Raw genomic sequence first — 26,647 nt, 5'->3', positions numbered from 1 at the left:
CCGCAGTTGTCGTGTGTGGACGGTCATGAGTCTGCGGTGGGGAACGGGCCCGGTCAGGAGGGGTGGGCCCCCTCCTGGGGTGTACCTACACCCCCTGTTTCCAGCAGCGCCATCAGGGCCCGGGCCGCCGGGCTGGTGGCCTGTTCGGGCGGCAGCAGCGCGACGGTCTCGTACACGGCCTCCCCGGTGCCCTTCATGGGCAGTGCGGTCAGCGACGGGCGCTTGTGCCGGAAGTGGCGCGGCACGACGGCCACGCCGAGGTTCTCGTCGACCAGGTCCAGCAGGCTGTGCACGTCGTTCACCTCCAGCGCGACCGCCCGCCGTACCCCCGCGGCGGCGAACGCGGCGTCGGTGGTGCGGCGCGGGCCCCAGTCCGGGTGGAAGTCGACGAAGACCTCGCCGCCCAGGTCCTCCGGGGTCACGGCGGCCCCGGCGCGCGCGAGCCGGTGGTCGGGATGGCACAGGACGGTCATCGGCTCGGCGGCCAGCGGTACGACGCGCAGCTGGTCGGTGTCCTCCTGCGCCGTCCGCACCGCGAAGGCCAGGTCCAGGCGGCCGGCCGCGACCTCCTCCGCGAGCGCGCCGGAACCGGCCTGCCGCAGACAGATCTCGACGTCCGGGTGCCGGCGCCGGAACGAGGCGAGCAGCCCCGCCACGTACACCCCGGCGATGCACTGCTCGGAGCCGAGCGCGAGCATCCCGCGCAGCACCCCCTGCACCGCGGCCACCGCCTCGTGGGCGGACCTGACCTGCGCCAGGATGCGCTCCGCCTCACCGAGCAGCGCCCGCCCGGCCGGGGTGAGCGTGACCCGTCGGGTCGTGCGCACGAACAGCGGGGTCTGCAGCTCCCGCTCCAGCGCCCGGATCGAGGCCGACAGGCCGGACTGGGACACCAGCAGCCGCTCGGCGGCCCGGGTGAAGTGCTGGTCCTCGGCGACCGCGACGAAGTGCTGGAGATGGCGGAGTTCCATGACTCGGAAGCCTACTCAGAAACCCGTCCGCTGAATTCCATCGGATTCTTCTGTTGGACCAATGCCCCCAGGTCGCGAAAGAGTGGGTATCGGTAGGGGACACCGGTTCTCAGGTGACCGTGGTCCTCGGAGAACCGTGCCAACCCCTCTGGAGTCGCGTTGTACACCGCACACCCCGACCGCTACGCGGAGATGCCCTACCGGCGCACCGGACGCAGCGGCCTGAAGCTTCCCGCGATCTCGCTCGGCCTGTGGCACAACTTCGGCCCGGCGGACCGCACCGTCGAGACCCAGCGTGCCATCCTGCGCCGCGCCTTCGACCTCGGCGTCACCCACTTCGACCTGGCCAATAACTACGGCCCGCCGCCCGGCGCCGCCGAGTCGGCCTTCGGCGAGGCCCTGAAGTCCGACCTCGCGGCGTACCGCGACGAGCTGATCATCTCCACCAAGGCCGGCTATCTGATGTGGCCCGGCCCGTACGGCGAGTGGGGCTCCCGCAAGTACCTGCTGTCCTCGCTGGACCAGAGCCTCACGCGGATGGGCCTGGACTACGTCGACATCTTCTACTCGCACCGCCCCGACCCGGAGACTCCGCTGGAGGAGACGATGGGCGCCCTGCACTCCGCCGTGCAGCAGGGCAAGGCGCTGTACGTCGGCATCTCCAACTACTCCGCCGAGCAGACCCGCGAGGCCGCCCGCATCCTGGGCGAGCTGGGCACCCCGCTCCTCATCCACCAGCCGCGCTACTCGATGCTCGACCGGCGCCCCGAGGACGAGGGCCTGCTGGACGCCCTGGACGAGCTCCAGGTCGGCTCCATCGTCTTCTCCCCGCTGGAGCAGGGCGTGCTCACCGGCCGCTACCTCGACGGCATCCCGGAGGACTCGCGGGCGGCGAGCGACAGCCCGTTCCTGAGCTCCGACGCCCTCACCGAGGACCTGGTCGCCCAGCTGCGCGAGCTGAACGACATCGCGAAGTCCCGCGGCCAGACCCTGGCGCAGCTGGCGCTGGCCTGGGTCCTGCGCGGCGGCCGGGTCACCTCCGCCCTCGTCGGCGCGAGCAGCCCGCAGCAGATCGAGGACAGCGTCGGCACGATCGCCAACCTGGACTTCGACGCGGAGGAACTGGCCCGTATCGACGCGGTGATCAAGAAGTAGGGACCGTGCACGGAGTGAGGCGTTCGTGGAGGCGGACGGTCACCGTGTCGCCCGCCTCCTTTCCGATGGCCCTGCGCACCTCGGCCTTCACCGGCAGCTTGTGCCGCCCGTCGCCCAGGGCCATGAAGGAACTGCGGAACGGATGTCCGTCGATCGTCCCGCTGACCTTGACCAGGCCCCGGGTGCCGAAGAACGCGACGGACTCCGGCCAGACCAGGTAGGTCCAGCCACCCTCGTTCGGGCTTTTGACCAGCTCGGCGGTGAACTGCCGGTCGATCTTCGCGGTCATGACGTCCGCCTCTCGCTCGTGGTGGCCTCTCCTTCAGGAGACCGCCACGGGCGCCGGAACTCATCACCCCTCGGTCGGCACCCGGTCCAGGAACCCCAGCACCGACCGGATGCGGCCCTGCCCGTCCAGCGTGATCACGTCGAAGCCCGCCACCGGCGCGGAACCTCCCCCAGAGGGGGTACCCCCAGCCTCGTTCACCAGCTCCCAGGAGAAGCGCGCGGTGTCGTGATGGCCGTCCACGACCCCGGTCCGGCGGAAGACGAACCCCGGGAACTGCTCGTGCGCCGCCGCGATCACCGCGGCGATCTGCTCGTGGCCGCTGACGGCGGCCAGCGGGTCGGTGTAGCTGCCGTCCTCCGCCCAGGCGGCCGCCACCGCTTTCGTCAGGGTCTCCTGGTCGACGGCGTTCCAGGCCTCGAAGTAACGTGCGACGGCAGTGTCGTGACGCTCGGTGTTCGCGGACATGCGGATCAGCCTCCGTTGAGGTCGTCTCTGCTGGTCAGGGCCCGAGTCCCGCTCGCGGTGACCCGGTACCGCAACCTTGCCCGCCGTGCCGCGGCCCGTCGATTACTCCTCGGGTAATCGACAGGTCGCCACGTTTCGGCCAACTCCCCGCGTGAATATGCCAGGAGAGTGGCCAAAAAGTCGTGGTGACAGTGTTTCAGTAGTGAACATACTCAACTGAAAGGGCATTCACATCCAGCGAGGATGCCATCACGCACCGCACATGAGCCGCGATGACCGTGAGTCCGGAGCCGCATCGAAAGCGAGGACAGCCGACAGGCGCACTACGCACCGGGGGAGTGAACGTGCACGACGAATTCCTGTGCCATGTCACCGCGTACGGAACCTGCGGAGGGCAGCGTATCGGCGTACCGCTGGGCAGTTACCGGGCCCCCACGTTGGCCCTCGCCCTGTGGTGGTTACGGGACCGGGCGTCATGGATCGCCGAGCGTCTCGACCCGCAGCCCGAGATCAGCCGTGTCCCGCCGAGCGCGCTCGTCCCGGTCGGCCCCTCCGTGCCCGACGTGCCCGCCGTGCTCCGCGCCTGGTGCGGGGACGCCGCCCAACAGGAGCTGGTCGCCGAGGAGTTGGCGGCCGGACGGCTGATCCGGATCGCCACCAGCGACGACACCACCGAGTACGAGCTCCTCGCGGAGTCGGTCGACGCCCTGCGCATGCAGCGGACGATCCCGGCGCTGGTCGTCTCCGTCGGCTGAGGCGCCTCGCAGAAAAGGCGCACACCAGGACGAATCGATAGAATCTCGGCATGGCAGAGCGGCCGAGCGCGCCGACTGCGCCCGAACTCCTCCTGGAGACCGAGGCGGGCTCCACCGTGATGAGTCCGGGCCACGACTACCACGTCGGACGCGACCCCCTGAGCGACATCGTGATCGACGACGCCCGGGTCTCGTGGCACCACGCGGTGCTGCGGCCCGAGGCCGACCACTGGACGCTGGCGGACGAGCACAGCACGAACGGCACCTACGCCGACGGCCTGCGCATCCAGGAACGGGACGTCGGCCCCGGCTGCGTGATCCGCTTCGGCAGCCCCTCCGACGGACCACGGGCGGTCCTCGTCGCCCCCGAGCGCCCGTCGGCGGTCACGGCCGTGTCGATGCCCGGCCTCACCGGCACCTTCCGGCAGCCCACCACCGTCCGCCCGCTGCCCACCCGCACGGTCCGCATCGGCCGCGCCGACGACAACGACCTGGTCATCGACGACCTGGTCGTCTCCCGCCGGCACGCCGAACTGCGCGCCCTGCCCGACGGCAGCTACGAGATCGTCGACCTCGGCAGCCACAACGGCACCTACCTCAACGGCAGCGCCGTCACCCGCGCCCTGCTCGGCCCCGGTGACGTCGTCGGCATCGGCCACTCGGCGTTCTGCCTGGTCGGCGACCAGTTGCAGGAGTACGTCGACACCGGCGAGGTCTCCCTCGACGTACAGGACCTGACGGTCGCCGTCGACCGCGGCCGCAAGACGCTCCTCGACCACGTGTCGTTCCCGGTGGGGGAGAAGTGCCTGCTCGCGGTGGTCGGCCCGAGCGGCGCCGGCAAGTCCACCCTCCTCGGCGCCCTCACCGGCCAGCGCCCCGCCGACCACGGCACGGTCCTGTACGACGGCCGCGACCTCTACCGCGACTACGCCGAGCTGCGCCAGCGCATCGGCCTGGTCCCGCAGGACGACATCCTGCACGCCCAGCTCACCGTCCGCGCCGCCCTCACCTACGCCGCCGAACTGCGCTTCCCGCAGGACACCGCCAAGGCCGAGCGGCAGGCGCGGGTCGAGGAGGTCATCGACGAACTCGGCCTGCGCCAGCGCGCCGACCAGCCCGTGCACAGCCTCTCCGGCGGCCAGCGCAAGCGCGTCAGCGTCGCCCTGGAACTGCTCACCAAGCCCTCGCTGCTCTTCCTCGACGAGCCGACCTCGGGCCTCGACCCCGGCATGGACCGCTCGGTGATGCACATGCTGCGCGGCCTCGCCGACGACGGCCGGACCGTCATCGTCGTCACCCACAGCGTCCTCAGCCTCGACGTCTGCGACCGGCTCCTCGTCCTCGCGCCCGGCGGACGGATCGCCTACTACGGGCCGCCCGAGGACACCCTCGCCTACTTCGGCTACGAGCAGTGGCCCGAGGCCTTCGAGGCCTTCGAGCGGGACCAGGACCGGGACTGGGCCGGCGAGTTCCGTACCTCGCCCTTCCAGCGGCAGTACGTCACCGAGGCCTCCGGCCAGCCCCGGGTGCCGCGCTCCGGGCCCGTCGTGATCGCCCCGCCGCCCAGGCCGCGCAGCCGCGGCGCCCAGCTCGGCACCCTGGTCCGCCGCTACGCCACCGCCCTCAGCGCCGACCGCACCTTCCTCGCCATCATGATCGCGCTGCCGTTCGTGATGGGCGCCATGGCCCGCGCCCTGGCCGGCAGCAAGCTGACCCAGGAGACGGCGATGAACGCGCTGCTGATCCTGTGCGTCGGCGGCGTCCTGACCGGGGCCGCCAACGCGGTGCGCGAACTCGTCAAGGAACGCACCATCTACCAGCGCGAGCGAGCCGTGGGCCTGTCCAGATCGGCGTACCTGATGTCGAAGATCGTCGTCCTGGGCACCGTCACCGTCCTGCAAGCCGTGGTCCTGACCCTGGTCGCCCTGCTCGGCGTCGACCTCAACGCGCCCGGCGGCGAAGGCGTGTTGATGCCGCCCCTTGTCGAAATCACCGTCGCCGTCGCCCTGCTGGCGTTCACCGCGATGATGCTCGGCCTGCTGATCTCCGCGCTGGTGCGCAAGGAGGAGGTGACGATGCCGCTGCTGGTGCTGCTCGCCATCGTCCAAGTCGTGTTCTGCGGCGCCCTGTTGAAACTCGACGGCGTGCCGGGCCTGGAGCAGCTGTCCTGGCTGGTGCCCGCGCGCTGGGCCCTGGGCGCGATGGCCGGCACGGTGGGCCTCGCCCGGATCGTGCCCGGCGAACTGACGACCGATCCGCTGTTCCGGCACTCGGCGAAGGTGTGGCTGCTCAACGTCGGGATGCTCGTCGTCCTGTCCGCGCTCTTCGGGTACGTCGTCTCCCGCCTGCTGCGCCGCCACGAACCGGCCGTCCTGCGGAAGTCGTGATGACCACCCCCGGCTTCCGGCCCACCCACGTCGTCCCCCAGCACGGCATGCCCGCCTGGGAGGCCCCCGACCCCGCCCGGCCCACCGTGTCCCTGGACCCGCTGCTGCCGGTCCAGCTCCTGGAGCGGCGCGGCGACTGGGGACACGTCCTGTGCGCCAACGGCTGGTCGGCCTGGGTCGACGGCCGCTTCCTGGTCGCCGTGCCCAAGGACCCGCCCGTCGCGGACGCCCCGCTCGCCCGCACCGCCGACCCCCGCCCCCTGCTCGCCCGCGCCGAGGAGACGCTCACGCGCTACCGGTCCGCGGTCGAGGAGCTGGCCGACGGCGCCCTGGACGCCGAGGCCTTCCACAGCCGCACCCGGGGCCTGCGGATCGGCGTCGTCGTCGACGGCGAGTCGGTCTGGCTCTACGACGCCCAGCACGGCCGCTGGGTCTACGCCGACGGCACCCGGCTGAGCACCTACGCCGCCGAGGAAGGGCCCGTCGTCGCCGCCGGGGACCCCGGGCACGCCGCCACCCAGGTCGTGACGCCCGATGGCCCGTGACACCAGCCTCTTCTCCGGCCGGCCCTCCGAGCTGATCGGCCGGCAGATCGCCGGCTACCGCATCGAGCGCGAGATCGGCCGCGGCGGCATGGCCGTCGTCTACCGCGCCCACGACCTGCGCCTGGACCGCACGGTCGCCCTCAAGCTCCTCGCCCCCGAACTCGCCCGCAACGACACCTTCCGCCGCCGCTTCACCCACGAGTCGCGGGCCGCCGCCGCGATCGACCACCCGCACATCGTCCCCGTCTTCGAGGCGGGCGAGACGGACGGCGTCCTCTACATCGCCATGCGCTACGTCGAGGGCAGCGACCTGCGCCATCTCCTGGACCGCCGGGGCCCGTTGGCGCCCGGACCCGCGCTGCGGATCGCCGCCCAGATCGCCTCCGCGCTGGACGCGGCGCACGACCACGGGCTGGTCCACCGGGACGTGAAACCCGGCAACATCCTGATCGCCCGCGGCACCGACAGCGACCACCCCGAGCACGCCTACCTCACCGACTTCGGCCTGACGAAGAAGTCCCTGTCCCTGACCGGCTTCACCACGGTCGGCCAGTTCGTCGGCACGCTCGACTACGTGGCCCCCGAGCAGATCTCCGGCAAGCCCGTCGACGGCCGCTGCGACGTCTACGGCTTCGCCTGCGTCGTCTACGAGGCCCTCGCGGGCCACCCGCCGTTCCGCCGCGACGACGACATGGCCCTGCTCTGGGCCCACCAGTACGACGAACCGCCCCCGCTGACCGAGTCCCGCCCCGACCTCCCGCCGGCGGCCGACACCGTCCTCGCCACGTCCCTCGCGAAGAGCCCGGACGACCGCTACGGCACCTGCCTCACCTTCGTCTCCGCCCTGCGCACGGCCATGACCGGCGACCGGCCGGCCGGCCACGCACCGACGCAGGTGGCCGTGCGGGTCGCGAACTCCGCGGTGGCCGGCCCGAAACAGCCGCCGCCGTGGGCGCAACCCGTCTTCAGGGGCGGCTAGCCGGGTCCGTCGCGCCCCGCCGCCGCACCGGCCGCGCCGGCAATCCGCCGAGCAAGGCCGTGACCAGACCCCAACCTTCGTCTCCGCCCTGCGCGCACGGCGACGACCGGTGTCCGGCCGTCCACCGCCGCAGGTGGCCGTGCGGGTCGCGAACTCCGCGGTGGCCGGCCCGAAACAGCCGCCGCCGTGGGCGCAACCCGTCTTCAGGGGCGGCTAGCCGGGTCCGTCGCGCCCCGCCGCCGCACCGGCCGCGCCGGCAATCCGCCGAGCAAGGCCGTGACCAGACCCCAACCTTCGTCTCCGCCCTGCGCGCACGGCGACGACCGGTGTCCGGCCGTCCACCGCCGCAGGTGGCCGTGCGGGTCGCGAACTCCGCGGTGGCCGGCCCGAAACAGCCGCCGCCGTGGGCGCAACCCGTCTTCAGGGGCGGCTAGCCGGGTCCGTCGCGCCCCGCCGCCGCACCGGCCGCGCCAGCAACCCGCCCAGGAAGCCCGCGGCCAGACCCCACAGCGCGCCCAGCCCGACGGCCGACCACACCTCGGGTTCGAGGAACAGCTCCCCACCCAGGTCGCCGCCGAGGTCGCCGATGCCGAGGACCGACAGGCCGTAGTGGGCGGTGATGCGGCCGAGCAGGCAGATCATCAGGACGGTCAGAGCGAGGGCGACCGCCAGGTGCAGGGCGTGCTGCCAGGCGCGCATCCGGGCGGGGGAGCGGGCCGCCATCACGAACGCGGCGGCGAGCAGCAGCACCGCGTCGACGACCAGCAGCCACCACACCCTGCCGTCGTGGTCGGCGAGGGTCGACAGATTCAGCGTGGCGGTGTCCTTCGAGCGCAGCACCTCGTCGAGGACGTGCGGCATCGGCAGCCCGAACGGGCCCTCCACCCGGCCGTTCCAGGTGGCGCCGAGGCCCAGCGTCAATGCCAGCCAGACCAGGTTCGGCAGGCCGAGAAGGATCACGGCCAGGGTCTCCACCGCGTGACCGCGCGTCACCGCCACGACCAGGGCGACCACGATGCCGAGGGCCACATAGGCGAGCAGGAGCACGACCATCGCGTACGCCGCCGGCCGCACCGACGCCTGAAAGCGCAGCAGCCGGCCCGGCAGCGGCGCCCCGCGCGAGACCAGCAGCGCCAGCGCCAGCACCCCGGCCAGCCAGAGCAGGCCGAACAGCAGCGTCAGCGGGAGGTCCGTCTTGAAGCCGACCTCCGGGGTCACCCCGAACAGGTCGCCGAGGTCGGAGAGCGCGCTCTCGCCGAGGGAGAGCGTGAAGGTCTGGCGGGCCCCCAGGGCGAGGGCGATCAGGCCGAGCAGCCACAGCACGGCGACCCGCGCCGCCCAGCCCGCCAGCTCCGTGGCGCTCGCGACGGCGCGGTGCCGCAACGGCCGGAGAAAGGCGGCCGCGACGACGAGGGCACCGGCCAGCGTGACGGACAGCGGGATGACCGTCAGACCCGCCTGGGTGTCGGCGAGACCGCCGGCGTTCCCGGAGAGTTCGATCGTGCCGCCCACCGCGGTGACGACCGTCGCCGCGACGACCCGGGGGAACGCCCCGTCCGGAAGGTCCGTCGCCCCGGCCGCCCACAGCCCCAGGGCCGCGGTCACGCCCATGACGAGCAGTCCGGACAGCACGGTGACGGCGGCCTGTACCCAGCCGTGCGGGGCAACGGCCTGGTCGGAGCGGGTTCTCGGGCTCACCCTGCCCACGCTAAGCAGCGCCCGGGGGACGCGCCCGCCGGGAGGGCCGTCCGCGTCGGCTTGCGAGCGGCACCGGGCCGGAGCACACAATGGAATCGTCGTGGATAAAAGCGGTGTAAGGGTAAAAAGCCGCAGAGTCCCACGTCGGGAAGAAGGGCTCGTGAGCGCCGAACCTCCGTCCTCCGGCCGGCCCACCGGACCGCCCTCAGGTCCGCTGTCGGGTCCCTCCCAGCCGCCCTCGGGGCCGCCCTCGCAGCCACCGGGCAGCAGCGGTGGTGCCCCGCCGCAGCCACCGGGCAGCAGCGGCGGGACACCCTCGCCGGAACCCCACCGCCCCTGGTGGCGGTCCGTGCCGAGGGTCGCCGTCCTCGCCACCGCGGTCGTGGCCGCCGTGGTGCTGGCGCTCGTCTTCAGCCGCTCCGACGGCGGGGGCGGCGGCACCGCCAAGGGCGGCGAGGTCTTCCTCCAGGCCGCCTCCAAGACCGGCCCCGAGCCCTTCACCGAGTCCACCGCGAACGACAGCTCCGCCCCGCCCGTCTCCGCCTCCCCGGCGACCGGGTCGGCCGCGACCAACGCGGTACGGGGCGTCGACGGCGGCGCGCCGGGCCTCTACGGCGGCACCCGCAACGTCTCCAGCTGTGACGTGGAGGCCCAGATCAAGGCCCTCCAGGCGGCCCCGGCGAAGAACAACGCCTTCGCGTCCGTCGCCGGCGTCCAGCCGTCCGGCGTGCCCGCCTACCTGCGCGCGCTCACCCCCGTGCAGCTGCGCATGGACACCCGCGTCACCAACCACGGCTACCGCGACGGCGCCGCCACCAGCTACCAGGCCGTCCTCCAGGCCGGCACCGCCGTCCTCGTCGACAGCCACGGCGTGCCCCGCGTCCGCTGCGCCTGCGGCAACCCGCTCACCCCGCCGGTCGCCCAGCAGACCACCCCGAAGCAGACCGGCGACCGATGGGCGTCGTACCGGCCCTCGAACGTCGTGGTCGTCGCGCCCTCGGTGACCGTCATCAACGTCTTCGTGATCTACGACCCGGACGACGACGCGTGGATCGCCCGCCACCGCGGCGACACCGGAGGCAAGGACCAGCACACCCACCCGCCGGTGAACCCCTCGCCGTCCGTGAGCGTGACGACGCCGACGGCCCCCACGACACCGACGTCGCCGCCCACGTCCCCGTCCTCCCCGGCGCCGTGCCTCTCCACGGCCACCGGCACGCCCACCGGCCCCGCGACCGGCACGCCCACCGGCTCGGCGACGCCCTGCCCGCCGACGTCGGTGACCCCGTCCTCGCCCACCCCGAGCTCCGAGTCGCCGGCGCCCGAGACGACACAGCAGGACACGCCGGACGAGCAGTCCTCGCCCGACACCTCCGCGCCGCAGCCGCCGCTCGCGTCCGACACCACGACCGCTTCGGCGTCCACGCACCTCTCGCCCCTGACGTCACCGGCCATGTGACCGACACGACCCGTTTTGGGGACTGCGGCGCCTCGCTCGGGGTACGAGCACTGGTGCAGCAGCGTCCGGCCAGTCCGGCTTCCGAGAGAGAAACGCATGATCGAGCACCTGGACGGGGCAGTGATACCGACTGGTTTCGATGTGCCCGTCGACCCACTCCGGCGGGCGGCCCACTACACGGGCGAACCGGGCTGTATCGCCGAGGCCCGGCACTTCGCAGCGCACTTCCTCGAGCAGCTCAGGACCGAGTGGTGCGCCGAGATCGGCGCCCGGGCCGACGACGAGGTGCTCCTGGTGGTGAGCGAGCTGGTCACCAACGCCGACCGGCACAGCAACGGGCCGTACATCCTGGACCTGGAGGGCACGGACGCCGCCGTGACCGTGTCCGTCTACGACAGCAGCGCCGCGCTGCCCCTGCGTTTCCCGAAGGACCCGGAGCGGGTCGGCCGGCACGGCCTGGAGATCGTGCACGCGCTGGCGGCCGAGGTCACCGCCGAGCGGGTACCGGTCGGCAAACGGGTCACCGCGACCCTGAGACTCGGCGAGGGGTGACCGCCGCGGCGGTCCGGCCGGTCACCCTCGCCCCGGTTCTCAGGCGCAGCCCAGCTCGCCCAGCATGCCTTGGCGCAACCGCGCGATGATCCGCTTGATCAGCCGGGACACATGCATCTGCGAACAGCCCAGCTGCTCGCCGATCTCCGCCTGGGTGGCCTCCTCCACGAACCGCAGATGGATGATCTGCCGGTCACGGTCGCTGAGCTCGGCCATCAGCGGCGCGAGCGACTGGAAGTCCTCGACCAGCCGCAGCCCGTCCTCCTCGACGCCGATGAAGTCGGCGAGCACCGACTCGCCGTGCTCGGGCCCGTCGCCGGTGAGGGCGGCGTCCAGCGAGGCGGAGTTGTAGCCGTTGGACGCGATCTGGCCCTCGATGACCTCGTCCTCGGAGATGTTCATCAACGTGGCGAGCTCGGCCACGGTCGGCTCCCGGTCCAGCCGGCTGGCCAGCTCCTCGCGCGCCTTGGCCAGCTCCACCCGCAGCTCCTGTAGCCGCCGCGGGACGTGCACCGCCCAGGTGGTGTCCCGGAAGAACCGCTTGATCTCGCCGACTATGTACGGCAGCGCGAAGGACGTGAACTCGACCTCGCGCGTGAGTTCGAACCGGTCGATGGCCTTGATCAGGCCGATCATGCCGGTCTGCACGATGTCCTCCATGTCGTCGCCGCGACCGCGGAACCGGCCGGCGGCGAACCGCACGAGGGACATGTTCATCTCGATCAGCGTGTTGCGCGCGTACTGGTACTCGTGTGTGCCTTCCTCGAGCTCGGTCAGGCGCTGGAAGAACTGGCGGGACAGCGCCCGCGCGTCACGCGGAGCGACACTCCGCGGGTCCACGACTCCTGGCAGCGGTCCGTCACCCGTGCTGGTCCCGGCGGTCCTCTCGACGAGCTGTGCCTCCGACCCGGTCACGGCGGTGTCCATGTCCTCTCCCACGTCCCACGTCATGGCTTCACCAGCGGGCGACCCGCCGGTCCTCATCCAGCGCGTACCCCTGGTGACGCGGGCCATGCCCCAGGCGTGGTGCCGGGATGTGAGAAAGCGGTGGACGGCCCGTGTGGCGTGCGGCTCCAGCGTGCGACTATGACGGACGTCACAGATCCACTCGTGAAGATTCGGTGCGCGTGGCCGTGATCAGCTCGTGGAGATAGCGCTTGGTGACCCGGCCGCCGTAACCGGAGTCGATCAGCTCCCGGATGCAGCCCAGCAGGCCCTCGCGGCGCGCGGCGTCCAGCGCCCGGTGGTTCGAGTAGGTGAGCAGCACGTCCAGGTACGCGTCGGTGGTGTACGTGATCTCCTGGAAGTACCGGGTCACCGCGACGTTCTCGAAGCGCGGGCAGCGCTCGAACTCCTCGGCCCGCGTGGGGATCTCGGCCGCCTCCCTCAGCAGCAGACCGGGCGGCGTGGCCGGGTCCCAGCGCTGGTAGCACCGCTGGGACCGGTGGAAGAACTCCGTGGTGCCGCCCGCCACATGGTCCGTGACGACGACGCCGAGCAGGCCGCCGGGCGCCAGCGCGTCCGCGGCCTTCTCCGCCCGCGTGTCCGGGTCGAGCCAGTGCCAGGCGGTCGCGCACACCATGAGGTCGAAGGGCTCGGCCGGCAGGGGCCACTCGTCGAAGTCCGCGACCTCCACGGACACATGAGGAAACGCCCGCAGCCGCCTTCGGGCCGCGGCGGCCATGTCGGGGCCCAGCTCCACCGCCGTGACCTCACCCCCGAACTCCGCCAGCGGCAGGGTGAGTTGACCGGTACCCGGCGCCACCTCCAGGACGCGGCGCCCGGGCCCCAGACCGGCCGCGCGGGCCAACTGGGCGACCAGGCCGGGCGGATACGTGGGCCGGGCCCGGTCGTACAGTTTCGCGTCCTCGTTGAACGTCTCCCGCAGCGCCATGCCCGCACCCTTCGCCCTCCGCGATTCCACCCAGGGCAGAATGCTGATCCCTTCCCAAGCCGTCCAACGCTTTTAGGCTGGGAAGGTGAGCGAACAAGCGCCGAACCACGCCCGCGTCATCCCGCTGCGCCCGATTCCGGGCCGCCCCGAGACCGCCCGCCCGTCCGCCGCCCGCTCAGGGACCACCGGCCAGGGAGCCGCGCGCCCCGAGAGCGCCCGCCCGGGGGCCACGGGTCAGGGAGCCTCGCGCCCGACGACCGCCCGCCCAGGGATCACCACCTCGCCCGCCGTCCACCCCGCGACCGACCGCCCGGCCGCCGCAGTCCCGGGAACCGCCCGTCGGCTGGCCGACCGCGCCGCGCCCGTCCGCGCCGCGCCCGTCCGCCCCGTCGCCAATCGCCCCGTCGCGGATCGCCCCGCCGGCTCGCCGCCCCCCAAGGAACCCCTGTGGCGGGACCTCGTCGGTGACGTGCTGCGGCGTGAACGGCTGGCCCAGGAGCGGACGTTGAAGGACGTCGCCGACGCCGCGCGGATCTCCATGCCCTACCTCTCCGAGGTGGAGCGGGGCCGCAAGGAAGCCTCCTCGGAGGTCCTCGCGGCCGCCGCCCAGGCCCTCGGCCTCGGACTCGGTGACCTGCTCGCGCGCGCCCAGGGCGAGCTGATCCGGCTCACCAGCCGGACGTCCACCGGAACCCGCCGGACGACGACCTCGTCGTACGACGGCCTCTGCCTGGCCGCCTGACGCCCACCCGGCGCCTCACACCGTCACGAGGCGCCGGCTGAGCACCTCGTCCGCCAGCCCGTACGCCACGGCCTCCTGCGCGGTGAAGACCTTGTCGCGGTCCATGTCGGCGCGCAGGGTGGCGATGTCGTGGTGGGTGTGCCGGGCCAGCACCTCCTCCACCTGCGCACGGATCCGGATCATCTCCTTGGCCTGGAGCGCGAGGTCGGAGATGCTGCCCCGGCTGCCGCCGCTGGCCGGCTGGCCGAGCAGCACGCGCGCGTGCTCCAGCACGATCCGCCGCCCGGGGTCCCCGCCCGCGAGCAGCACGGCCGCCGTGGAGGCCGCCTGGCCGACGCAGACCGTCGAGATCGGCGTCTGCACGTACGTCATCGCGTCGTAGATCGCCATGAGTGAAGTGAACGAGCCGCCGGGGGAGTTGATGTAGATCGAGATCTCGTGGTCCGGCGCCGAGGACTCCAGATGGAGGAGTTGCGCGATGACGACGTTGGCCACGCCGTCGTCGATCTCGGTGCCGAGGAAGATGATCCGCTCCGACAGCAGCCGGCTGAACACATCGGAGGTGCGCTCACCCTGCGCGGTGCGCTCGACGACGTACGGAATCGTGTAGTTCGCCATGTCACAGCCCCATCCGTCGCTTCGAGGCGGCCGGGCGGACGTCCGCGAGGGACTCCAGGACCCGGTCCACCATGCCGTACTCCCTGGCCTCCTCGGCCGTGAACCAGCGGTCCCGGTCACCGTCGCGGGCGATGGTCTCCGGCGTCTGGCCCGTGTTCTCGGCCAGCAGCCGCTCCATGGTCCGCTTGCTGTGGTCCAGGTTCTCCGCCTGGATCTCGATGTCGGCCGTGGTGCCGCCGATGCCCGCCGAGCCCTGGTGCATCATGATCCGCGCGTTGGGCAGGGCGTACCGCTTGCCCGGCGCGCCGGCGCAGAGCAGGAACTGCCCCATGCTGGCCGCGAACCCCATGGCGAGGGTGGACACGTCGTTCGGGATGAGCCGCATCGTGTCGTAGATGGCGAGGCCCGCGTACACCGAGCCGCCCGGGCTGTTGATGTACAGGCTGATGTCGGTGCGCGGGTCCTCCGCGGAGAGGATCAGCAGCTGCGAGCAGACGCGGTTCGCGGAGACCTCGTCGACCTGCGTGCCCAGCAGGACGATCCGCTGCCCGAGCAACTGGGCGGCCAGGTCGTCGTCGAACCGGGAGGGCGGGGTGTCGCCCTCCTCGGCCCGTGGCAGGAGTGGGGTGAGTGGAGTCATCGGTGCGCCTCCGTGCGGAGTGGTCGGGATGCCGTCGACTTCACTCTCGACCCCGCCGGCCGCCGGTGGCCGGTTTCTCTGCCCGTGGCAGATTCGCCACCGGCAGAGAAACCGGCGCAGGGGCTCTGATCAGGCGTTTTCGCGCACCGGTCAGCCCTTTTCGCGCAGTTGCCGGAAGAACGCCCGGACGTCCTCGACCAGCAGATCCGGCTCCTCCATCGCCGCGAAGTGCCCGCCGCGGTCGAGTTCCGTCCAGCGCACGATCGTGTCGGTGCGCTCCGCGTTGCGCCGCAGCGGGATCGAGATCTCGGCCGGGAAGACGGCCACCGCCGTGGGGGCGGTCGAGGGCTCGGTGGGCCGGGTCGGCTGCTCGCCCCGGGGGTGGGCCTGCTCGTAGTACAGGCGGGCGGCCGAACCGGCCGTCCCGGTCAGCCAGTACAGCATCACGTTGGTCAGCAGCCGGTCCCGGTCGACGGCTTCCTCCGGGTACTGCTCCGAGTCCGTCCACTCCTGGAACTTCTCGACGATCCAGGCGAGTTGGCCGACCGGTGAGTCCGTCAGGGCGTAGGCGAGGGTCTGCGGCCGGGTGGACTGCAGGGCGATGTACCCCGTCCCCTCGCGCGACCGGGCGCTCCACCGGTGCCACGACTTGAGCGTGCGCTCCCGCTCGTCGGGAGGGAGCGCGGCGAGTTCGTCCTCGGTCGGCTCCTGTGTGGCCTGTGCGCCGATCACCAGGTTGAGGTGGACGCCGACGACCCGGTCGGGGCACACCCGGCCCAGCGCACGGGAGATCGCCGAGCCCCAGTCGCCGCCCTGCGCGCCGAACCGCTCGTAGCCCAGCCGCCGCATCAGCTCGGCCCAGGCCCGGGCGATCCGTCCGACGTCCCAGCCGGTGTCCGCGGGCGGTCCGGACAGTCCGAAGCCGGGAATGCTCGGTACGACGACATGGAAGGCGTCGGCCGGATCGCCGCCGTGGGCCGCCGGATCGGTCAACGGCCCGACCACATCGAGGAATTCGACGATCGAACCCGGCCAGCCGTGGGTGACGACCAGCGGGGTGGCGTTCGGCTCGGGGGAGCGGACGTGGGCGAAGTGCACGGTCGTGCCGTCGATGACGGTCGTGAACTGGGGCCACTCGTTGAGCTCCGCCTCGGCGGCCCGCCAGTCGTAGGAGTGCCGCCAGTGGTGGACGAGGTCGCGCAGATAGTCCGCCGGTACGCCGTAGGCCCAGCCGGTCGCCGACAGGTCGTCGGGCCAGCGGGCGCGGTCGAGGCGGGCGTGGAGGTCGTCGAGGTCGCTCTGCGGGATGTCGATGCGGTAGGGGCGGATCGTGTCCGCGCTGCTTTCCGTGGGAGCTGACGTCATGGTGCGGATGGTAGGCCGGACGGGGCAGTACGGCCGATGAGTTTCGGGGCATGGATCAGTCCACACCCACGACAGCGATTCCACGCCCCAGGAGGAACCCATGGCGACCGACGGTTTCACCACGTGTCTCTGGTTCGACGGCAATGCCGAGGAAGCCGCGCACCACTACGTCTCGATCTTCAAGAACTCCAGCATCGGCTCCGTCGCCCGGGTCAACGAGGGCGGCATCGGCGAGCCCGGCTCGGTGATGGCCGTGGACTTCACGGCCAACGGGCACAAGTTCGTCGCCCTGAACGGCGGACCGCAGTTCAAGTTCACCGAGGCGATCTCCTTCCAGCTCTTCTGCGAGAGCCAGGAGGAGATCGACTACTACTGGGCCAAGCTCACCGAGAACGGCGGCGAGCCCGGCCCCTGTGGCTGGCTCAAGGACAAGTACGGCGTGTCCTGGCAGGTCATCCCGGACAACCTGATCGCCATGGTCAGCGACCCGGACCCGGAGAAGGCGGTCCGGGTGACGAAGGCGTTCATGGCGATGAGCAAGTTCGACAAGGCCGAGCTGGAGCGGGTCTACGCCGGCGAGTGAGCGTCAGCCGGCGGCGGCCCGGCCGATCACGCGGGTGATCTCCCGGGCGATCCGCAAGATGCCGGGCGAGCGGACCGGACAGGGCTTCGGCGTGGACGTCGTGGGCGCCAGGCAGAAGTGCAGGTAGTCCCTGTCGAGGTGCAGGGCGGTCCGGTCCCGGCCCGGCTGGGTGCAGTAGGCGGGGTGCTCGTGCTCGTAGGCGTCGCACGGCAGGTACTGCGTCCAGGTGTAGCGGGCCCCGGCCGCGCTCACCCGGGCCCCGGCGTCCGCGACGACGTCCCCGGACGCGGCGGCCTGCTGCTCGTACAGCTCGTTGACGCGCCGGACCCGGTCGGGGGTGATCGGGTCCGGGCCCTGCGCCACCCACACGATCCGCGGCCGCGCGGCACCGCCCGCGGCGGCGATCTGCTCGGTCAGCCGGGCCATGTCGGCCCGGTACCGCTTGAAGTACGTCGTCGGGTCGTCGGCGTGGGTGATGCCGTCCATGCACCACGTGTAGCCCCACGCGTTGCCCCAGAACTGCAACACCACGAAGTCCGGGTGCAGCGACCGCACGAGCGCGGCCGCCTTGTCGCCGTCCGGTACGAGGGACTTCGCGCCGGTGCCCTCCAGGTAGTCGCAGACCGTCGTGCCCGAGTACGGCCTGCTGGTGTAGTCGGCGCGCAGATCGCGGCGCAGCTCCTGGCCGAGCACCTTCTGCGCCTCCATCGCCAGGGAGTCCCCGAGGTAGAGCACCTTCGGTGCCTTGGCCGGGGCGCTCGGGCTGGCGGCGGCACGCTGGTGCGTGGTGCCGACGGCCGGCGACGGCGGAGCCGCCTCCGGCCCGGACTCCGGGTCCGAGCACGCGCCGAGCAGCACTCCGGCCAGCACCAATCCCACGATCCACGGCTTGCGCATGCGGCAACTCCCGCCCCGGACACCGAAATCGGCTCCCCAGGCAAGCACAGCCGGGCACCAGGCGGAAGACATACGCCGGCCGCCGTCGGGTCAGGCCGGGTCGGGGCGCTCCAGCAGGTCGACGAGGTCGTTGAGCGGCAGCGGCTTGGCCAGGTGGGCGTCGAAGCCCGCCGTCCGGGACCGGGAGCGATCGGTGCCCCGGCTGAATCCGGACACCGCGATCAGCCGCACCCGCTCGCCGTGCGGCCGGGCCCGGATCGTGCGGGCGACCGTGTAACCGTCGACGTCGGGCAGCCCCAGGTCGCACAGGACGACGTCGAAGAGACCGTCCTCGGTGGCGGTGAGGGCGTCGGCGCCCGTGTGTACGGCGGTGACGTGATGGCCCTGCCGCTGGAGCAGGGTGCGGTAGGTCAGGGCGAGGTCGGCGTTGTCCTCCACGATCAGGATGGACAGCTGACGCCGGGCCGGGCGCACGGCCACGGGCCGGGGCGGCTCCGGTGCCGTCGGGTCGACGACGGGCAGCAGCACCGTGAACGCCGCGCCGCGGCCCGGGCCCTCGCTGTGCGCGCTGATCCGGCCCCCGTGCAGCTCGACGACCGTCCGCGCGACGGCCAGGCCGAGGCCCAGGCCTTCCGGTGTGTCGGGGCCGGCCGGGGCCGCCCGCATGAACACGCCGAACAGGTCCTCGGCCTGGGCGGGGTCGAAACCGATGCCGTCGTCCCGGACGGTCAGCCGGGCCCGGCCGTCGTCGGCGCGCAGCGCGACCTCGGTGCGGCCGCCCGGCGGCGTGTACTTGAGCGCGTTCGACAGCAGGTTCGTCAGCACCTGCGCCAGCCGCAGCCGGTCGCCGTCCACCACCACCGGTGCCGCCGGAAGCCCCACGTCCAGCTGGCGGCTCTCGTGGCCGAACAGGCCCCGGATGTCGGCGCACGCGCTCTCGACGACCGACCGCACGTCGATCCGCTCGCGCACCAGCTCCAGCCGTCCGGTGAGCGCCCGGGTGCCGTCCAGGAGGTCGTTGCTCATGCGCACGAGCGTGCCCAGCTGCCGCTCCAGCACGGACAGCGCCGGATGGCCGTCGGGCATGTCGAGCGCCAGCAGTTCCGTGGCCGCGGTCGCCGCGGCGAGAGGGTTGCGCAGCTCGTGCGAGAGCGTGGCGATGAACCGGTCCTTGGCCTGCTGCTCCTCCCGCAGCCGCCGCCCCGCCGCGTCCAGCTCCGCGTTGACGCGGCGCAGCTGCTCGTTGACCTCGCGGATCTCCCGGGCCCGCACGAACAGGTCGATCTCCATGCCCTCGGCCCGCATCTGCGCCTCGGCGGCCACCCGCCGCTGCTCCCGCCCCACCCGGCGCGCATGCACGAACTCCGTGACGTCCTCGACCCGGTGGATGACGTGCGTGACCCGCCCGTCCGCGTCCAGGACCGGGGCGTTGACCGGGCTCCAGTACTTCTCGTCGAAGCCGCCCGCCTCGCCGGTGGGGATGTCGTACCGCTGGAGCGGCATGGTGTCGGTGCGGCCGGTCGCCACCACCGTCTCCAGTGAGCGCCGCAGATTGGCGACGCCGTCGGCCGTCGGGTCGTCCGGGTTGTCGGGGAACACCTCGAAGATCGGCCGCCCGACGATGGCGCGCTCGGTCCTGGTCGCGGTGAGGTAGGCGCGGTTGACCTCGACGATGGTGAAGTCGGGGGTGAGGACCAGCAGCGGGGACAGGGTGGCGTCGAAGAGGCGCCGGAAGTCCAGGGTCTCGGGCATGGCGGCGCTCCGGGGACAGGTCAGGGGTCCAGTCGGTAGCCGTAGCCGCGGACGGTCGTGATCCGCGGGGCGGGCACGGGCAGCCGGGCGAGCTTGCCGCGCAGCCGGTAGACGTGCTCGATGACGGTGGCGGGCTGCTGCCAGGACGCGCCCCAGATGCGGTCCAGGAGCTGCTCCGCCGAGAACACCCGGCCGGGCGCGGCGGCCAGCATCTCCAGCAGCGCGTACTCCTTGGGGCGCAGCACCAGCAGGAACCCCTCGCAGGAGGCCTGGCGGGCGGCGGTGTCGATGCGCAGCGGGCCGATCCGGAACACGGTCGGGGTGTCCGGCGGCTGCGCGCGGCGCAGCACGGCGCGGATACGGGCCACCAGTTCCCGTTGGGAGAACGGCTTGACCAGGTAGTCGTCCGCGCCGATCTCCAGGCCGGCCACCCGGTCGGCCTCCGCACCCCGGCCGGTGATCACGATGAGGGGGAGGCGGCTGGTGGAGCGCAGCGCCCGCAGCAGCTCCAGGCCACTGCCGTCGGGCAGGCCCAGATCGAGGACGGCCAGGTCGATGCCGCCCTCGTGCAGCGCGGCCTTGCCGGCGCGGGCGTCCATGGCCCAGGTGACGGTGAAACCGGCCCGCTCCAGATAGGAACGGCACATCAGTGCGAAATCGGAGTCGTCCTCGATCAAGGCGAGGTGCGGGCGCATGCCGCATCACCTGGCCCAACTGGCGTCCGCTCGTTGTGGCACCGGTGAGCGGGCGTTGATGCCCCGACCATGTGGCGAAGGTAGAACAGTGCATGCCCACGGTTCAAGGGGGAGCCGCCCAGGGGGAGTTCCGGAGCGGGTGCGCGCGGTGCGGGGATGACGAAGTCACCGCCCGTGCCCGCTCCGGAACATGGCGTCCGGGGTGCACGGTGGGCAGGGCACAGGGACGGACGGCTTGTACGAGAACACGCTGGAGCCGGTCGGCCCTGCCCACTGGGCCCCGGCCGGGGAGCACCAGCTCCTGAAGGCCGCGAACGGCCTGCTCGTCGCCGCACTCCGCGGTGACATCGACCTCGCCACTGCCACCGGGCTACGGCTGTGGCTGGACTCCCTGCTGCGCCTGGACGCCCCCGGCCATGTCGTCGACCTGCGCCCGGTCGCCTTCATCGACTCCACCGGTCTGAGCGTGCTGCTGCGCTTCCGTGGCCGGGTCCTCGGTGCGGAGCGCGGGTTCGCCCTGCTGTGTGACGCCGGTCAACGCAGATTGCTGCACGCGCACGGCACCCTCCATGTGCTCGAACCCACGGCCACGCTCGCCGAAGCGTTGGTGAGGGCAGCTGCCGGGGGGTGAGGAGGTCAGGCGGGGCCGCCCGTGGACTCCCGCACCACCACGGAGAAACGGCTGACGAACTCCTCCGGCTCCGGCCGGGCGCCGGTCCGTTCGATCCGGCGGACCAGGAGGCGGACGGCGCGCTCGGCCATCGTGTCGTGGTCGGGGTCGACGGTGGACAGGGAGGGCACCAGGAACCCGCTCTCGGGGACGTCGTCGAAGCCCATCACCTTGACCTGCTCCGGCACCCGGACCCCGGCGTCGGCCAGGCCGCGCAGCACCCCCATGGCCACGGTGTCGGTCACGCAGAAGACCCCGTCGAAGTCGAGCCCGCGCTCCACCATGTCCCGGGCGCAGCGCGCCCCCTCGGCCCGGGAGAAGGCCGCCAGGCGTTGGTGCAGCTCCGGGTCCAGGGGCAGGCCGGCCTCCTCCAGGGCCTGCCGGTAGCCGGTGTGCCGCAGGCTCGACACGTCGACCTCCTCGCCGACCGTGCCGCTCACGAACGCGATGCGCCGGCAGCCCCGTTCCACGAGGTGACGGGTGGCCGCCCGGGAGGCCTCGACGTTGGGCATGGCCACGTGGTCCACCGGGCCGCCGAAGATCCGCTCGCCCAGGATGACCACCGGATGGTCCATGGTGAGCCACTCGGTGTCCTGCGGTCCCATGCCCACCGTGCTCAGGATGAGCCCGTCGTAGAGGCGGTTGCGGGACATCGCCAGTGCCTCGAGTTCGCTGTCCCGCAGGGCGTAGGTCTGCTCGATGGCGACCCGCAGGCCGAGCGGCGCGGCCGCGGCGATGATGGCCGCGGCCAGCCGCCCGTAGTAGGGGCTGTCCACCTCCGGGACGGCCAGGCCGATGGTGCCGGTGCGGCCCTTGCGGAGGTTGCGGGCGGAGACGTTGACGCGGTAGTCGAGGCGGGCCATGGCCTCGAGGACCTTCTCCCGGGTCGCCTCGCCCACCTTGGGGTGACCGTTGATGACGTTGGACACCGTCATCGCCGAGACACCGGCCGCCCGGGCCACGTCCTGCATGGTCGCCATGGCCACCCCCTGTTCTGTGCTGCCGACGTCCGTCGGACCATTACATCCCGGCCCCGCCCCTCGCGAGCGGCGGGGCCGGGGCGCGGGTCAGGCCAGCGGGGCCCGGACGGTGACGAAGGAGTGGGGCGGCAGGGTCACTTCGAGCCCCCGGTCGGTGGTCTTCAGATCGTCGAAGGCACGCGGCGCAACCGTCTCCGCCGCGCCCGGGGCGTTGTGGTCCTGGAGCCGGTCGGCGGTGAGGATGCGGGCGGTCGTCGCACCCAGGCTGCCGCCGCGCAGGTCGAGCGTCACCCGGGCCCGCTCCGCCGCGTCGAGGTTGGACAGCGAGATGAGCACCGTGCCGTCCTTCACGCTGGCGGAGGCGGACAGGCGCTCCGGTTCCGGGTCCTCGCCCCGCAGGTGGACGGTGAGCGAACGGGCGTCCTGGTGGCCCTTGTTCATCTCGAAGACGTGGTAGGTCGGAGTCAGCACCAGGCTGTCGCCGTCGGTGAGGACCATCGCCTGGAGGACGTTGACGGTCTGCGCGATGTTGGCCATGCGCAGCCGCGCCGCGTGCTTGTGGAAGATGTCGAAGTGCACGCTCGCGACCAGCGCGTCCCGCAGGGTGTTCTGCTGGAACAGGAACCCGGGGTTGGTGCCCGGCTCCACGTCCCACCAGGTGCCCCACTCGTCCAGCACCAGGCCCACCGTGCGGCCGGGATCGTAGACGTCCATGACGGTGGAGTGGCCGGTGAGGATCCGGTCGATCTTCCGGGCCGCCGCCATCGTGCGGTAGTAGGCGTCGGTGTCGAAGTCGGTGGCGCTGCCCTTGGCCTCCCAGGGGCCGGCGAGCGTGTAGTAGTGCACCGACAGGGCCTGGAAGAAGTTCTTCGGGGTGGCCTCGCAGCCGAAGCAGCTGATCTGCTGCATCAACGTCTCGGTCCACTTGTAGTCGGCGTCCGCGGCTCCCGAGGCGATCCGGTACAGCTTGTTGTCGCCGTGGTCACGGCAGTACGTGGCGTACTGCCGGGCCAGGTCGGCGTAGTACTCGGCGCGCATGTTGCCGCCGCAGCCCCAGGTCTCGTTGCCGATGCCCCAGAACTTCACCCGCCACGGTTCCTCACGCCCGTTGGCCTTGCGCAGCCGCACCATGGGGCTGTCGCCGTCGCGCGTGAGGTACTCCACCCACTCGCTCATCTCCTGCACGGTGCCGGAGCCGACGTTGCCGCTGATGTACGGCTCGGCGCCCAGCAGTTCGCACAGGGCCAGGAACTCGTGGGTGCCGAAGTGGTTGTTCTCCTCGACGTTGCCCCAGTGCGTGTTGACCATCCGGGGCCGCTGCTCGCGCGGGCCGACGCCGTCCTTCCAGTGGTACTCGTCGGCGAAACACCCGCCGGGCCAGCGCAGGTTGGGGATGTTCAGGGCGCGCAGGGCCTCGACGACGTCGAGACGGATACCGCCCTCGTTGGGGATCGGGGAGTCCTCGCCGACCCAGAAGCCGCCGTAGATGCAGCGGCCGAGATGCTCGGCGAAGTGGCCGTAGAGATGCCGGCTGATCGTCGGACCCGCGAGGTCGAGGTTGATGACGGCAGTGGTGTCTGACACGAGATGCACTCCCAGGACGAGACCGCGTTTATCGTTAAACCCTGTTTATCGATAAACTCGCCCAGCCGTGCGACCTGAGTCAAGAGGGCGGTGCGGAGCTCGTCGTCCCCCGGTACGGCGCGCGCCCCGGCGAACACGTGGCTAGCGTGAGAAACCGGACCATCCACCGAACCGGAGAGGGCCGCAGTCATGGCCGTACAACCTGAGGGAACCCCCTGTTGGGTCGACGCGATGTTCAGTGACGTGGAGGGAGCGAAGGCCTTCTACGGCGACGTCCTCGGCTGGACCTTCGGCGAGGCGTCGTCGGAGTACGGCAACTACACCCAGGCCTACGCGGACGGCAAGGCCGTCGCCGCCGTCGTGCCGCCGATGCCCGGGCAGGAGGGGCAGTCGCAGTGGTGCCTGTACTTCGCGAGCCCGGACGCGGCGGCGACCGCGGCCAAGATCCGTGAGCACGGCGGCGAGGTCCTCATGGAGCCCATGGCGGTCGGCGACTTCGGCACGATGTGCCTGGGCCGCGACCCCGGCGGCGCGGTCTTCGGCGTCTGGCAGGCCGGCGTCCACGAGGGCTTCGAGGCCGTCGGCACCCCCGGCGCGTACGCCTGGGCGGAGATCTTCACGCGCGACCCCGAGAAGGTGGACACGTTCTTCCCGGCCGTCTTCCCGTACTCCAGGAAGCGGATGGAGGACGACTCGATGGACTTCGGCATGTTCGACGTCGGAGAGAACACGGTCCTCGGCCGAATGAAGATGACGGACGAGTTCCCGCCCGAGGTCCCCTCGTACATCAACGTCTACTTCGCCGTCGCCGACTGCGACGACGCCGTCGCGAAGGCCACCGAGCTCGGCGGCACCCTGCGCTTCGGGCCGGTGGACAGCCCCTTCGGCCGGTTCGCCGCCCTCAGCGACCCGCAGGGCGCGAGCTTCTCGGTGATCGACATGTCGACGACCGAGGGCGAGATGCCGAAGATCAGCGAGGTCTGAGATCTGGCCCTGACCCAGCCGTGGCATGATCGGTCGCATGCGTGAACGTGTGGTGGCCGCGTGCGACGGTGCATCGAAGGGAAACCCCGGACCGGCCGGCTGGGCCTGGGTCGTCGCCGACGAGGCGGAGACCCCGGCCCGCTGGGAGGCGGGGCCGCTCGGCAGGGCCACCAACAACGTCGCGGAACTGACCGCGCTGGAACGCCTGTTGACCGCCGTCGCCCCGGACGTGCCGCTGGAGATCCGGATGGACTCCCAGTACGCCATGAAGGCCGTCACCACCTGGCTGCCCGGCTGGAAGCGCAACGGCTGGAAGACGTCCGCGGGCAAGCCGGTCGCCAACCAGGAGCTGGTCGTCCGCATCGACGAACTCCTCGACGGCCGCACGGTCGACTTCCGCTACGTCCCCGCCCACCAGGTCGACGGCGACCGCCTCAACGACTTCGCGGACCGCGCCGCCAGCCAGGCCGCCACGGTCCAGGAGCCCGCGGGCAGCGACCAGGGTTCGCCCGAGCCGCCGCCCTCCCCGGACACCCCGAAGACCTCCCGCCCCGCCAAGGCCAAGTCGCCCCGGCGAAGCGGTGGTTCGGCCTCCGCGTCCCGCACGATCAAGGCGAAGTTCCCCGGCCGCTGCCTGTGCGGCCGCTCCTACGCGGCGGGCGCGGACATCGCCAAGAACGACCAGGGCTGGGGCCACCCGGAGTGCCGTACGGCCGGGGCCTGATCAGTCGGTGTCGAAGGTGTAGTGCGCCCGGTGGTCCAGCAGATCCGCCGGGCGCACGTCGTTCCACGGCTTCATCGTCTCGCCCAGGTCGACCACGTCCGGCGTCCCGGCGGCCGGCAGGTACCCCGAGTCCGGATGCCGGCGCTGCCACTCGGCCCACAGCTTGTCGACGTAGGCGTGGTGCAGCCAGAACACCGGGTCGTTGGGGGAGACCCCGGTCGCCATCTGGCCGCCGACCCACACATGGACCCGGTTGTGCAGATTGACCCCGCGCCAGCCCTCCAGATGGTTGCGGAAGCCGTCCGACGCGCTGTTCCAGGGCGCCATGTCGTACGTCGCCATCGCCAGCACCGAGTCGACCTCCGCCCGGGTCGGCAGCTCGCGCACGGCGGTGCCGAGCGAGCGGCGCAGGAACGTACGGCCGTCCACCCGCACGGATAGGGGCCAGTTGCCCGCCGACGCGGCGAACGGCCCGTCCATCACCTGGCCGTCCCGGCTCCGCCCGGTGCCGCCGAGGAAGTCCGGCGCCCACAGCGAGGCGCGCGGGGTGCGGTCGGTCGACCAGTCCCAGTACGGCAGCGCGACGGACGCGTCCACCGACTGCAACGCCCGCTCGAACTCCAGCAGGTATCTGCGGTGCCAGGGCAGGAACGACGGTGAACGGTGGCCCGTGCGCTCGCTGTTGTCGGTGTCGGACATGATGAACGCGTTGTGCGTGGTGACGAAGGCGTCGTAGCGGCCGCTGCGCTTCAGCTCCAGGACGGCGGCGACGAACCGCCGCTTCTCGTCGGCGGTCAGGTTCGCCTGGTTCTTGCGGACGGTCATGTGCGGTGCTCCAAAACGGTTACGGAGAAGGTCAGTTGGCCGGGAACGGGAGAAGCTGCGCGCCCTGCAACTCGTCGACCGCGGCGCGTGCGGCGGCCTTCGGGGTCGGCACCGGGTCGTAGTGGCTGACGACGCTGATCCAGCTGCCGTCGGCGTTGCGCATCACATGCAGTTCCACCCCGTCGATGAACACGGCGTATCCGGCGCCGTGGTGGTGACCGCCTCCCGAGGCGGGCCGGCCCTGTATCCGGCGGCCCTTGTAGACCTCGTCGAAGGTGTCGGGGGAGTGGTGGTCATGGGCGGAGGCCGGCGGGGTGACGGCGGCCGTGGCGGCGACGGCGGCCGCGGCGGCGAGGGCGTGACGCCGGGTCAGTTCGGGCACGGGGTCGGTCCTTTCGGGTGGTGCGTCGGATGACCCCGTATGCCTATCGGTGCCGAA

General features: G+C 72.0%; 28 protein-coding genes. 12 read left to right on the top strand and 16 right to left on the bottom strand.

Annotated elements, in window-relative coordinates:
- Positions 1 to 53: 53 nt before the first annotated feature.
- Positions 54 to 971 (bottom strand): LysR family transcriptional regulator, encoded by a 918-nt coding sequence (locus EJC51_RS05965; protein ID WP_097260062.1) that lies wholly within the window; start codon positions 969 to 971, stop codon positions 54 to 56.
- 159 nt (positions 972 to 1,130) lie between these two features.
- Between EJC51_RS05965 and mgrA the strand changes: the two genes are divergently transcribed.
- Positions 1,131 to 2,126: an L-glyceraldehyde 3-phosphate reductase gene (gene mgrA, locus EJC51_RS05960; protein WP_097260060.1), complete on the top strand. Its 996-nt coding sequence runs from the start codon at positions 1,131 to 1,133 to the stop codon at positions 2,124 to 2,126.
- Here the strand turns inward: mgrA and EJC51_RS05955 are convergent.
- A complete protein-coding gene (locus EJC51_RS05955) occupies positions 2,116 to 2,415 on the bottom strand; it encodes a DUF1905 domain-containing protein (protein WP_126270063.1) in 300 nt (99 codons plus the stop codon). The genes mgrA and EJC51_RS05955 overlap by 11 nt on opposite strands.
- A 63-nt stretch (positions 2,416 to 2,478) precedes the next feature.
- Entirely contained in the window at positions 2,479 to 2,880 is a 402-nt protein-coding gene (locus tag EJC51_RS05950) for a nuclear transport factor 2 family protein (RefSeq protein ID WP_126270062.1), read from the bottom strand.
- A gap of 344 nt (positions 2,881 to 3,224) precedes the next feature.
- Here EJC51_RS05950 and EJC51_RS05945 point away from each other — a divergent pair, with 344 nt between their 5' ends.
- The 4 genes from EJC51_RS05945 to EJC51_RS05930 are packed head-to-tail and all read left to right on the top strand — an operon-like array spanning position 3,225 to position 7,546.
- A complete protein-coding gene (locus EJC51_RS05945; RefSeq protein WP_126270061.1) occupies positions 3,225 to 3,635 on the top strand; it encodes a hypothetical protein in 411 nt (136 codons plus the stop codon).
- A gap of 50 nt (positions 3,636 to 3,685) precedes the next feature.
- Entirely contained in the window at positions 3,686 to 6,022 is a 2,337-nt protein-coding gene (locus tag EJC51_RS05940) for an ABC transporter ATP-binding protein/permease (RefSeq protein ID WP_126270060.1), read from the top strand.
- On the top strand, positions 6,022 to 6,567 hold the full coding sequence (locus tag EJC51_RS05935; protein WP_126270059.1) for an SH3 domain-containing protein: 546 nt from the start codon (positions 6,022 to 6,024) through the stop codon (positions 6,565 to 6,567). The genes EJC51_RS05940 and EJC51_RS05935 overlap by 1 nt, the downstream gene beginning before the upstream one ends.
- Positions 6,557 to 7,546 (top strand): serine/threonine-protein kinase, encoded by a 990-nt coding sequence (locus EJC51_RS05930; protein ID WP_126270058.1) that lies wholly within the window; start codon positions 6,557 to 6,559, stop codon positions 7,544 to 7,546. Before EJC51_RS05935 ends, EJC51_RS05930 begins: the two co-directional genes overlap by 11 nt.
- Before the next feature lie 420 nt (positions 7,547 to 7,966).
- On the opposite strand, the gene EJC51_RS05925 is transcribed toward EJC51_RS05930, so the two are convergent.
- The gene (locus tag EJC51_RS05925) at positions 7,967 to 9,244 is read right to left on the bottom strand and encodes a streptophobe family protein (RefSeq protein WP_126270057.1); all 1,278 of its coding nucleotides are present in this window, start codon (positions 9,242 to 9,244) and stop codon (positions 7,967 to 7,969) included.
- 160 nt (positions 9,245 to 9,404) lie between these two features.
- On the opposite strand from EJC51_RS05925, the gene EJC51_RS47645 reads away from it, so the two are divergent.
- Both EJC51_RS47645 and EJC51_RS05915 read left to right on the top strand, forming a co-directional pair.
- On the top strand, positions 9,405 to 10,703 hold the full coding sequence (locus tag EJC51_RS47645; protein ID WP_165951333.1) for a DUF6777 domain-containing protein: 1,299 nt from the start codon (positions 9,405 to 9,407) through the stop codon (positions 10,701 to 10,703).
- Between the two features lie 96 nt (positions 10,704 to 10,799).
- The gene (locus EJC51_RS05915; RefSeq protein ID WP_126270055.1) at positions 10,800 to 11,255 is read left to right on the top strand and encodes an ATP-binding protein; all 456 of its coding nucleotides are present in this window, start codon (positions 10,800 to 10,802) and stop codon (positions 11,253 to 11,255) included.
- Positions 11,256 to 11,294: 39 nt separating this feature from the next.
- On the opposite strand, the gene EJC51_RS05910 is transcribed toward EJC51_RS05915, so the two are convergent.
- Together EJC51_RS05910 and EJC51_RS05905 are read right to left on the bottom strand one after the other, a co-directional pair.
- Entirely contained in the window at positions 11,295 to 12,182 is an 888-nt protein-coding gene (locus EJC51_RS05910) for an RNA polymerase sigma factor SigF (protein ID WP_126270054.1), read from the bottom strand.
- A 169-nt stretch (positions 12,183 to 12,351) separates the two neighbouring features.
- Positions 12,352 to 13,149, bottom strand: coding sequence for a class I SAM-dependent methyltransferase (locus EJC51_RS05905; protein WP_126270053.1), 798 nt, complete (start codon positions 13,147 to 13,149; stop codon positions 12,352 to 12,354).
- Positions 13,150 to 13,492: 343 nt separating this feature from the next.
- Here EJC51_RS05905 and EJC51_RS05900 point away from each other — a divergent pair, with 343 nt between their 5' ends.
- Complete coding sequence (locus EJC51_RS05900; RefSeq protein WP_166683004.1) at positions 13,493 to 13,891, top strand: helix-turn-helix domain-containing protein; 399 nt, start codon at positions 13,493 to 13,495, stop codon at positions 13,889 to 13,891.
- 15 nt (positions 13,892 to 13,906) lie between these two features.
- Here EJC51_RS05900 and EJC51_RS05895 read toward each other — a convergent pair whose 3' ends face one another.
- From EJC51_RS05895 to EJC51_RS05885, 3 genes are all read right to left on the bottom strand, one after another.
- A complete protein-coding gene (locus tag EJC51_RS05895) occupies positions 13,907 to 14,509 on the bottom strand; it encodes a ClpP family protease (protein ID WP_059197081.1) in 603 nt (200 codons plus the stop codon).
- Position 14,510: 1 nt separating this feature from the next.
- Positions 14,511 to 15,149 (bottom strand): ClpP family protease, encoded by a 639-nt coding sequence (locus tag EJC51_RS05890; protein ID WP_097260029.1) that lies wholly within the window; start codon positions 15,147 to 15,149, stop codon positions 14,511 to 14,513.
- A gap of 150 nt (positions 15,150 to 15,299) precedes the next feature.
- Positions 15,300 to 16,514 (bottom strand): epoxide hydrolase family protein, encoded by a 1,215-nt coding sequence (locus EJC51_RS05885; protein ID WP_126270052.1) that lies wholly within the window; start codon positions 16,512 to 16,514, stop codon positions 15,300 to 15,302.
- A 100-nt stretch (positions 16,515 to 16,614) separates the two neighbouring features.
- Between EJC51_RS05885 and EJC51_RS05880 the strand changes: the two genes are divergently transcribed.
- The gene (locus tag EJC51_RS05880) at positions 16,615 to 17,097 is read left to right on the top strand and encodes a VOC family protein (RefSeq protein ID WP_126270051.1); all 483 of its coding nucleotides are present in this window, start codon (positions 16,615 to 16,617) and stop codon (positions 17,095 to 17,097) included.
- Between the two features lie 3 nt (positions 17,098 to 17,100).
- On the opposite strand, the gene EJC51_RS05875 is transcribed toward EJC51_RS05880, so the two are convergent.
- The 3 genes from EJC51_RS05875 to EJC51_RS05865 all read right to left on the bottom strand — a co-directional run bounded on the left by EJC51_RS05875 (position 17,101) and on the right by EJC51_RS05865 (position 20,441).
- On the bottom strand, positions 17,101 to 17,994 hold the full coding sequence (locus tag EJC51_RS05875) for an SGNH/GDSL hydrolase family protein (RefSeq protein ID WP_126270050.1): 894 nt from the start codon (positions 17,992 to 17,994) through the stop codon (positions 17,101 to 17,103).
- 90 nt (positions 17,995 to 18,084) lie between these two features.
- On the bottom strand, positions 18,085 to 19,746 hold the full coding sequence (locus EJC51_RS05870; RefSeq protein WP_126270049.1) for an ATP-binding response regulator: 1,662 nt from the start codon (positions 19,744 to 19,746) through the stop codon (positions 18,085 to 18,087).
- A 20-nt stretch (positions 19,747 to 19,766) separates the two neighbouring features.
- On the bottom strand, positions 19,767 to 20,441 hold the full coding sequence (locus EJC51_RS05865) for a response regulator transcription factor (RefSeq protein ID WP_126270048.1): 675 nt from the start codon (positions 20,439 to 20,441) through the stop codon (positions 19,767 to 19,769).
- Between the two features lie 235 nt (positions 20,442 to 20,676).
- Between EJC51_RS05865 and EJC51_RS05860 the strand changes: the two genes are divergently transcribed.
- Positions 20,677 to 21,072: an STAS domain-containing protein gene (locus tag EJC51_RS05860; RefSeq protein WP_244362514.1), complete on the top strand. Its 396-nt coding sequence runs from the start codon at positions 20,677 to 20,679 to the stop codon at positions 21,070 to 21,072.
- A 5-nt stretch (positions 21,073 to 21,077) separates the two neighbouring features.
- Here EJC51_RS05860 and EJC51_RS05855 read toward each other — a convergent pair whose 3' ends face one another.
- A complete protein-coding gene (locus tag EJC51_RS05855; RefSeq protein ID WP_126270046.1) occupies positions 21,078 to 22,091 on the bottom strand; it encodes a LacI family DNA-binding transcriptional regulator in 1,014 nt (337 codons plus the stop codon).
- Between the two features lie 87 nt (positions 22,092 to 22,178).
- Positions 22,179 to 23,675, bottom strand: coding sequence for an alpha-N-arabinofuranosidase (locus EJC51_RS05850; RefSeq protein ID WP_126270045.1), 1,497 nt, complete (start codon positions 23,673 to 23,675; stop codon positions 22,179 to 22,181).
- 189 nt (positions 23,676 to 23,864) lie between these two features.
- On the opposite strand from EJC51_RS05850, the gene EJC51_RS05845 reads away from it, so the two are divergent.
- Positions 23,865 to 24,659, top strand: a complete 795-nt coding sequence (locus EJC51_RS05845; RefSeq protein ID WP_126270044.1) for a VOC family protein — start codon at positions 23,865 to 23,867, stop codon at positions 24,657 to 24,659.
- A 25-nt stretch (positions 24,660 to 24,684) separates the two neighbouring features.
- Positions 24,685 to 25,383, top strand: a complete 699-nt coding sequence (locus EJC51_RS05840) for a ribonuclease H family protein (protein WP_126270043.1) — start codon at positions 24,685 to 24,687, stop codon at positions 25,381 to 25,383.
- Here EJC51_RS05840 and melC2 read toward each other — a convergent pair whose 3' ends face one another.
- The gene (gene melC2 / locus EJC51_RS05835; protein ID WP_126270042.1) at positions 25,384 to 26,208 is read right to left on the bottom strand and encodes a tyrosinase MelC2; all 825 of its coding nucleotides are present in this window, start codon (positions 26,206 to 26,208) and stop codon (positions 25,384 to 25,386) included.
- A gap of 31 nt (positions 26,209 to 26,239) precedes the next feature.
- Complete coding sequence (gene melC1, locus EJC51_RS05830) at positions 26,240 to 26,590, bottom strand: apotyrosinase chaperone MelC1 (RefSeq protein ID WP_126270041.1); 351 nt, start codon at positions 26,588 to 26,590, stop codon at positions 26,240 to 26,242.
- Positions 26,591 to 26,647 lie beyond the last annotated feature (57 nt).

Source organism: Streptomyces aquilus, assembly GCF_003955715.1.
GTDB lineage: Bacteria > Actinomycetota > Actinomycetes > Streptomycetales > Streptomycetaceae > Streptomyces > Streptomyces aquilus.
This window is presented reverse-complemented; position numbering and strand designations above follow the sequence as displayed.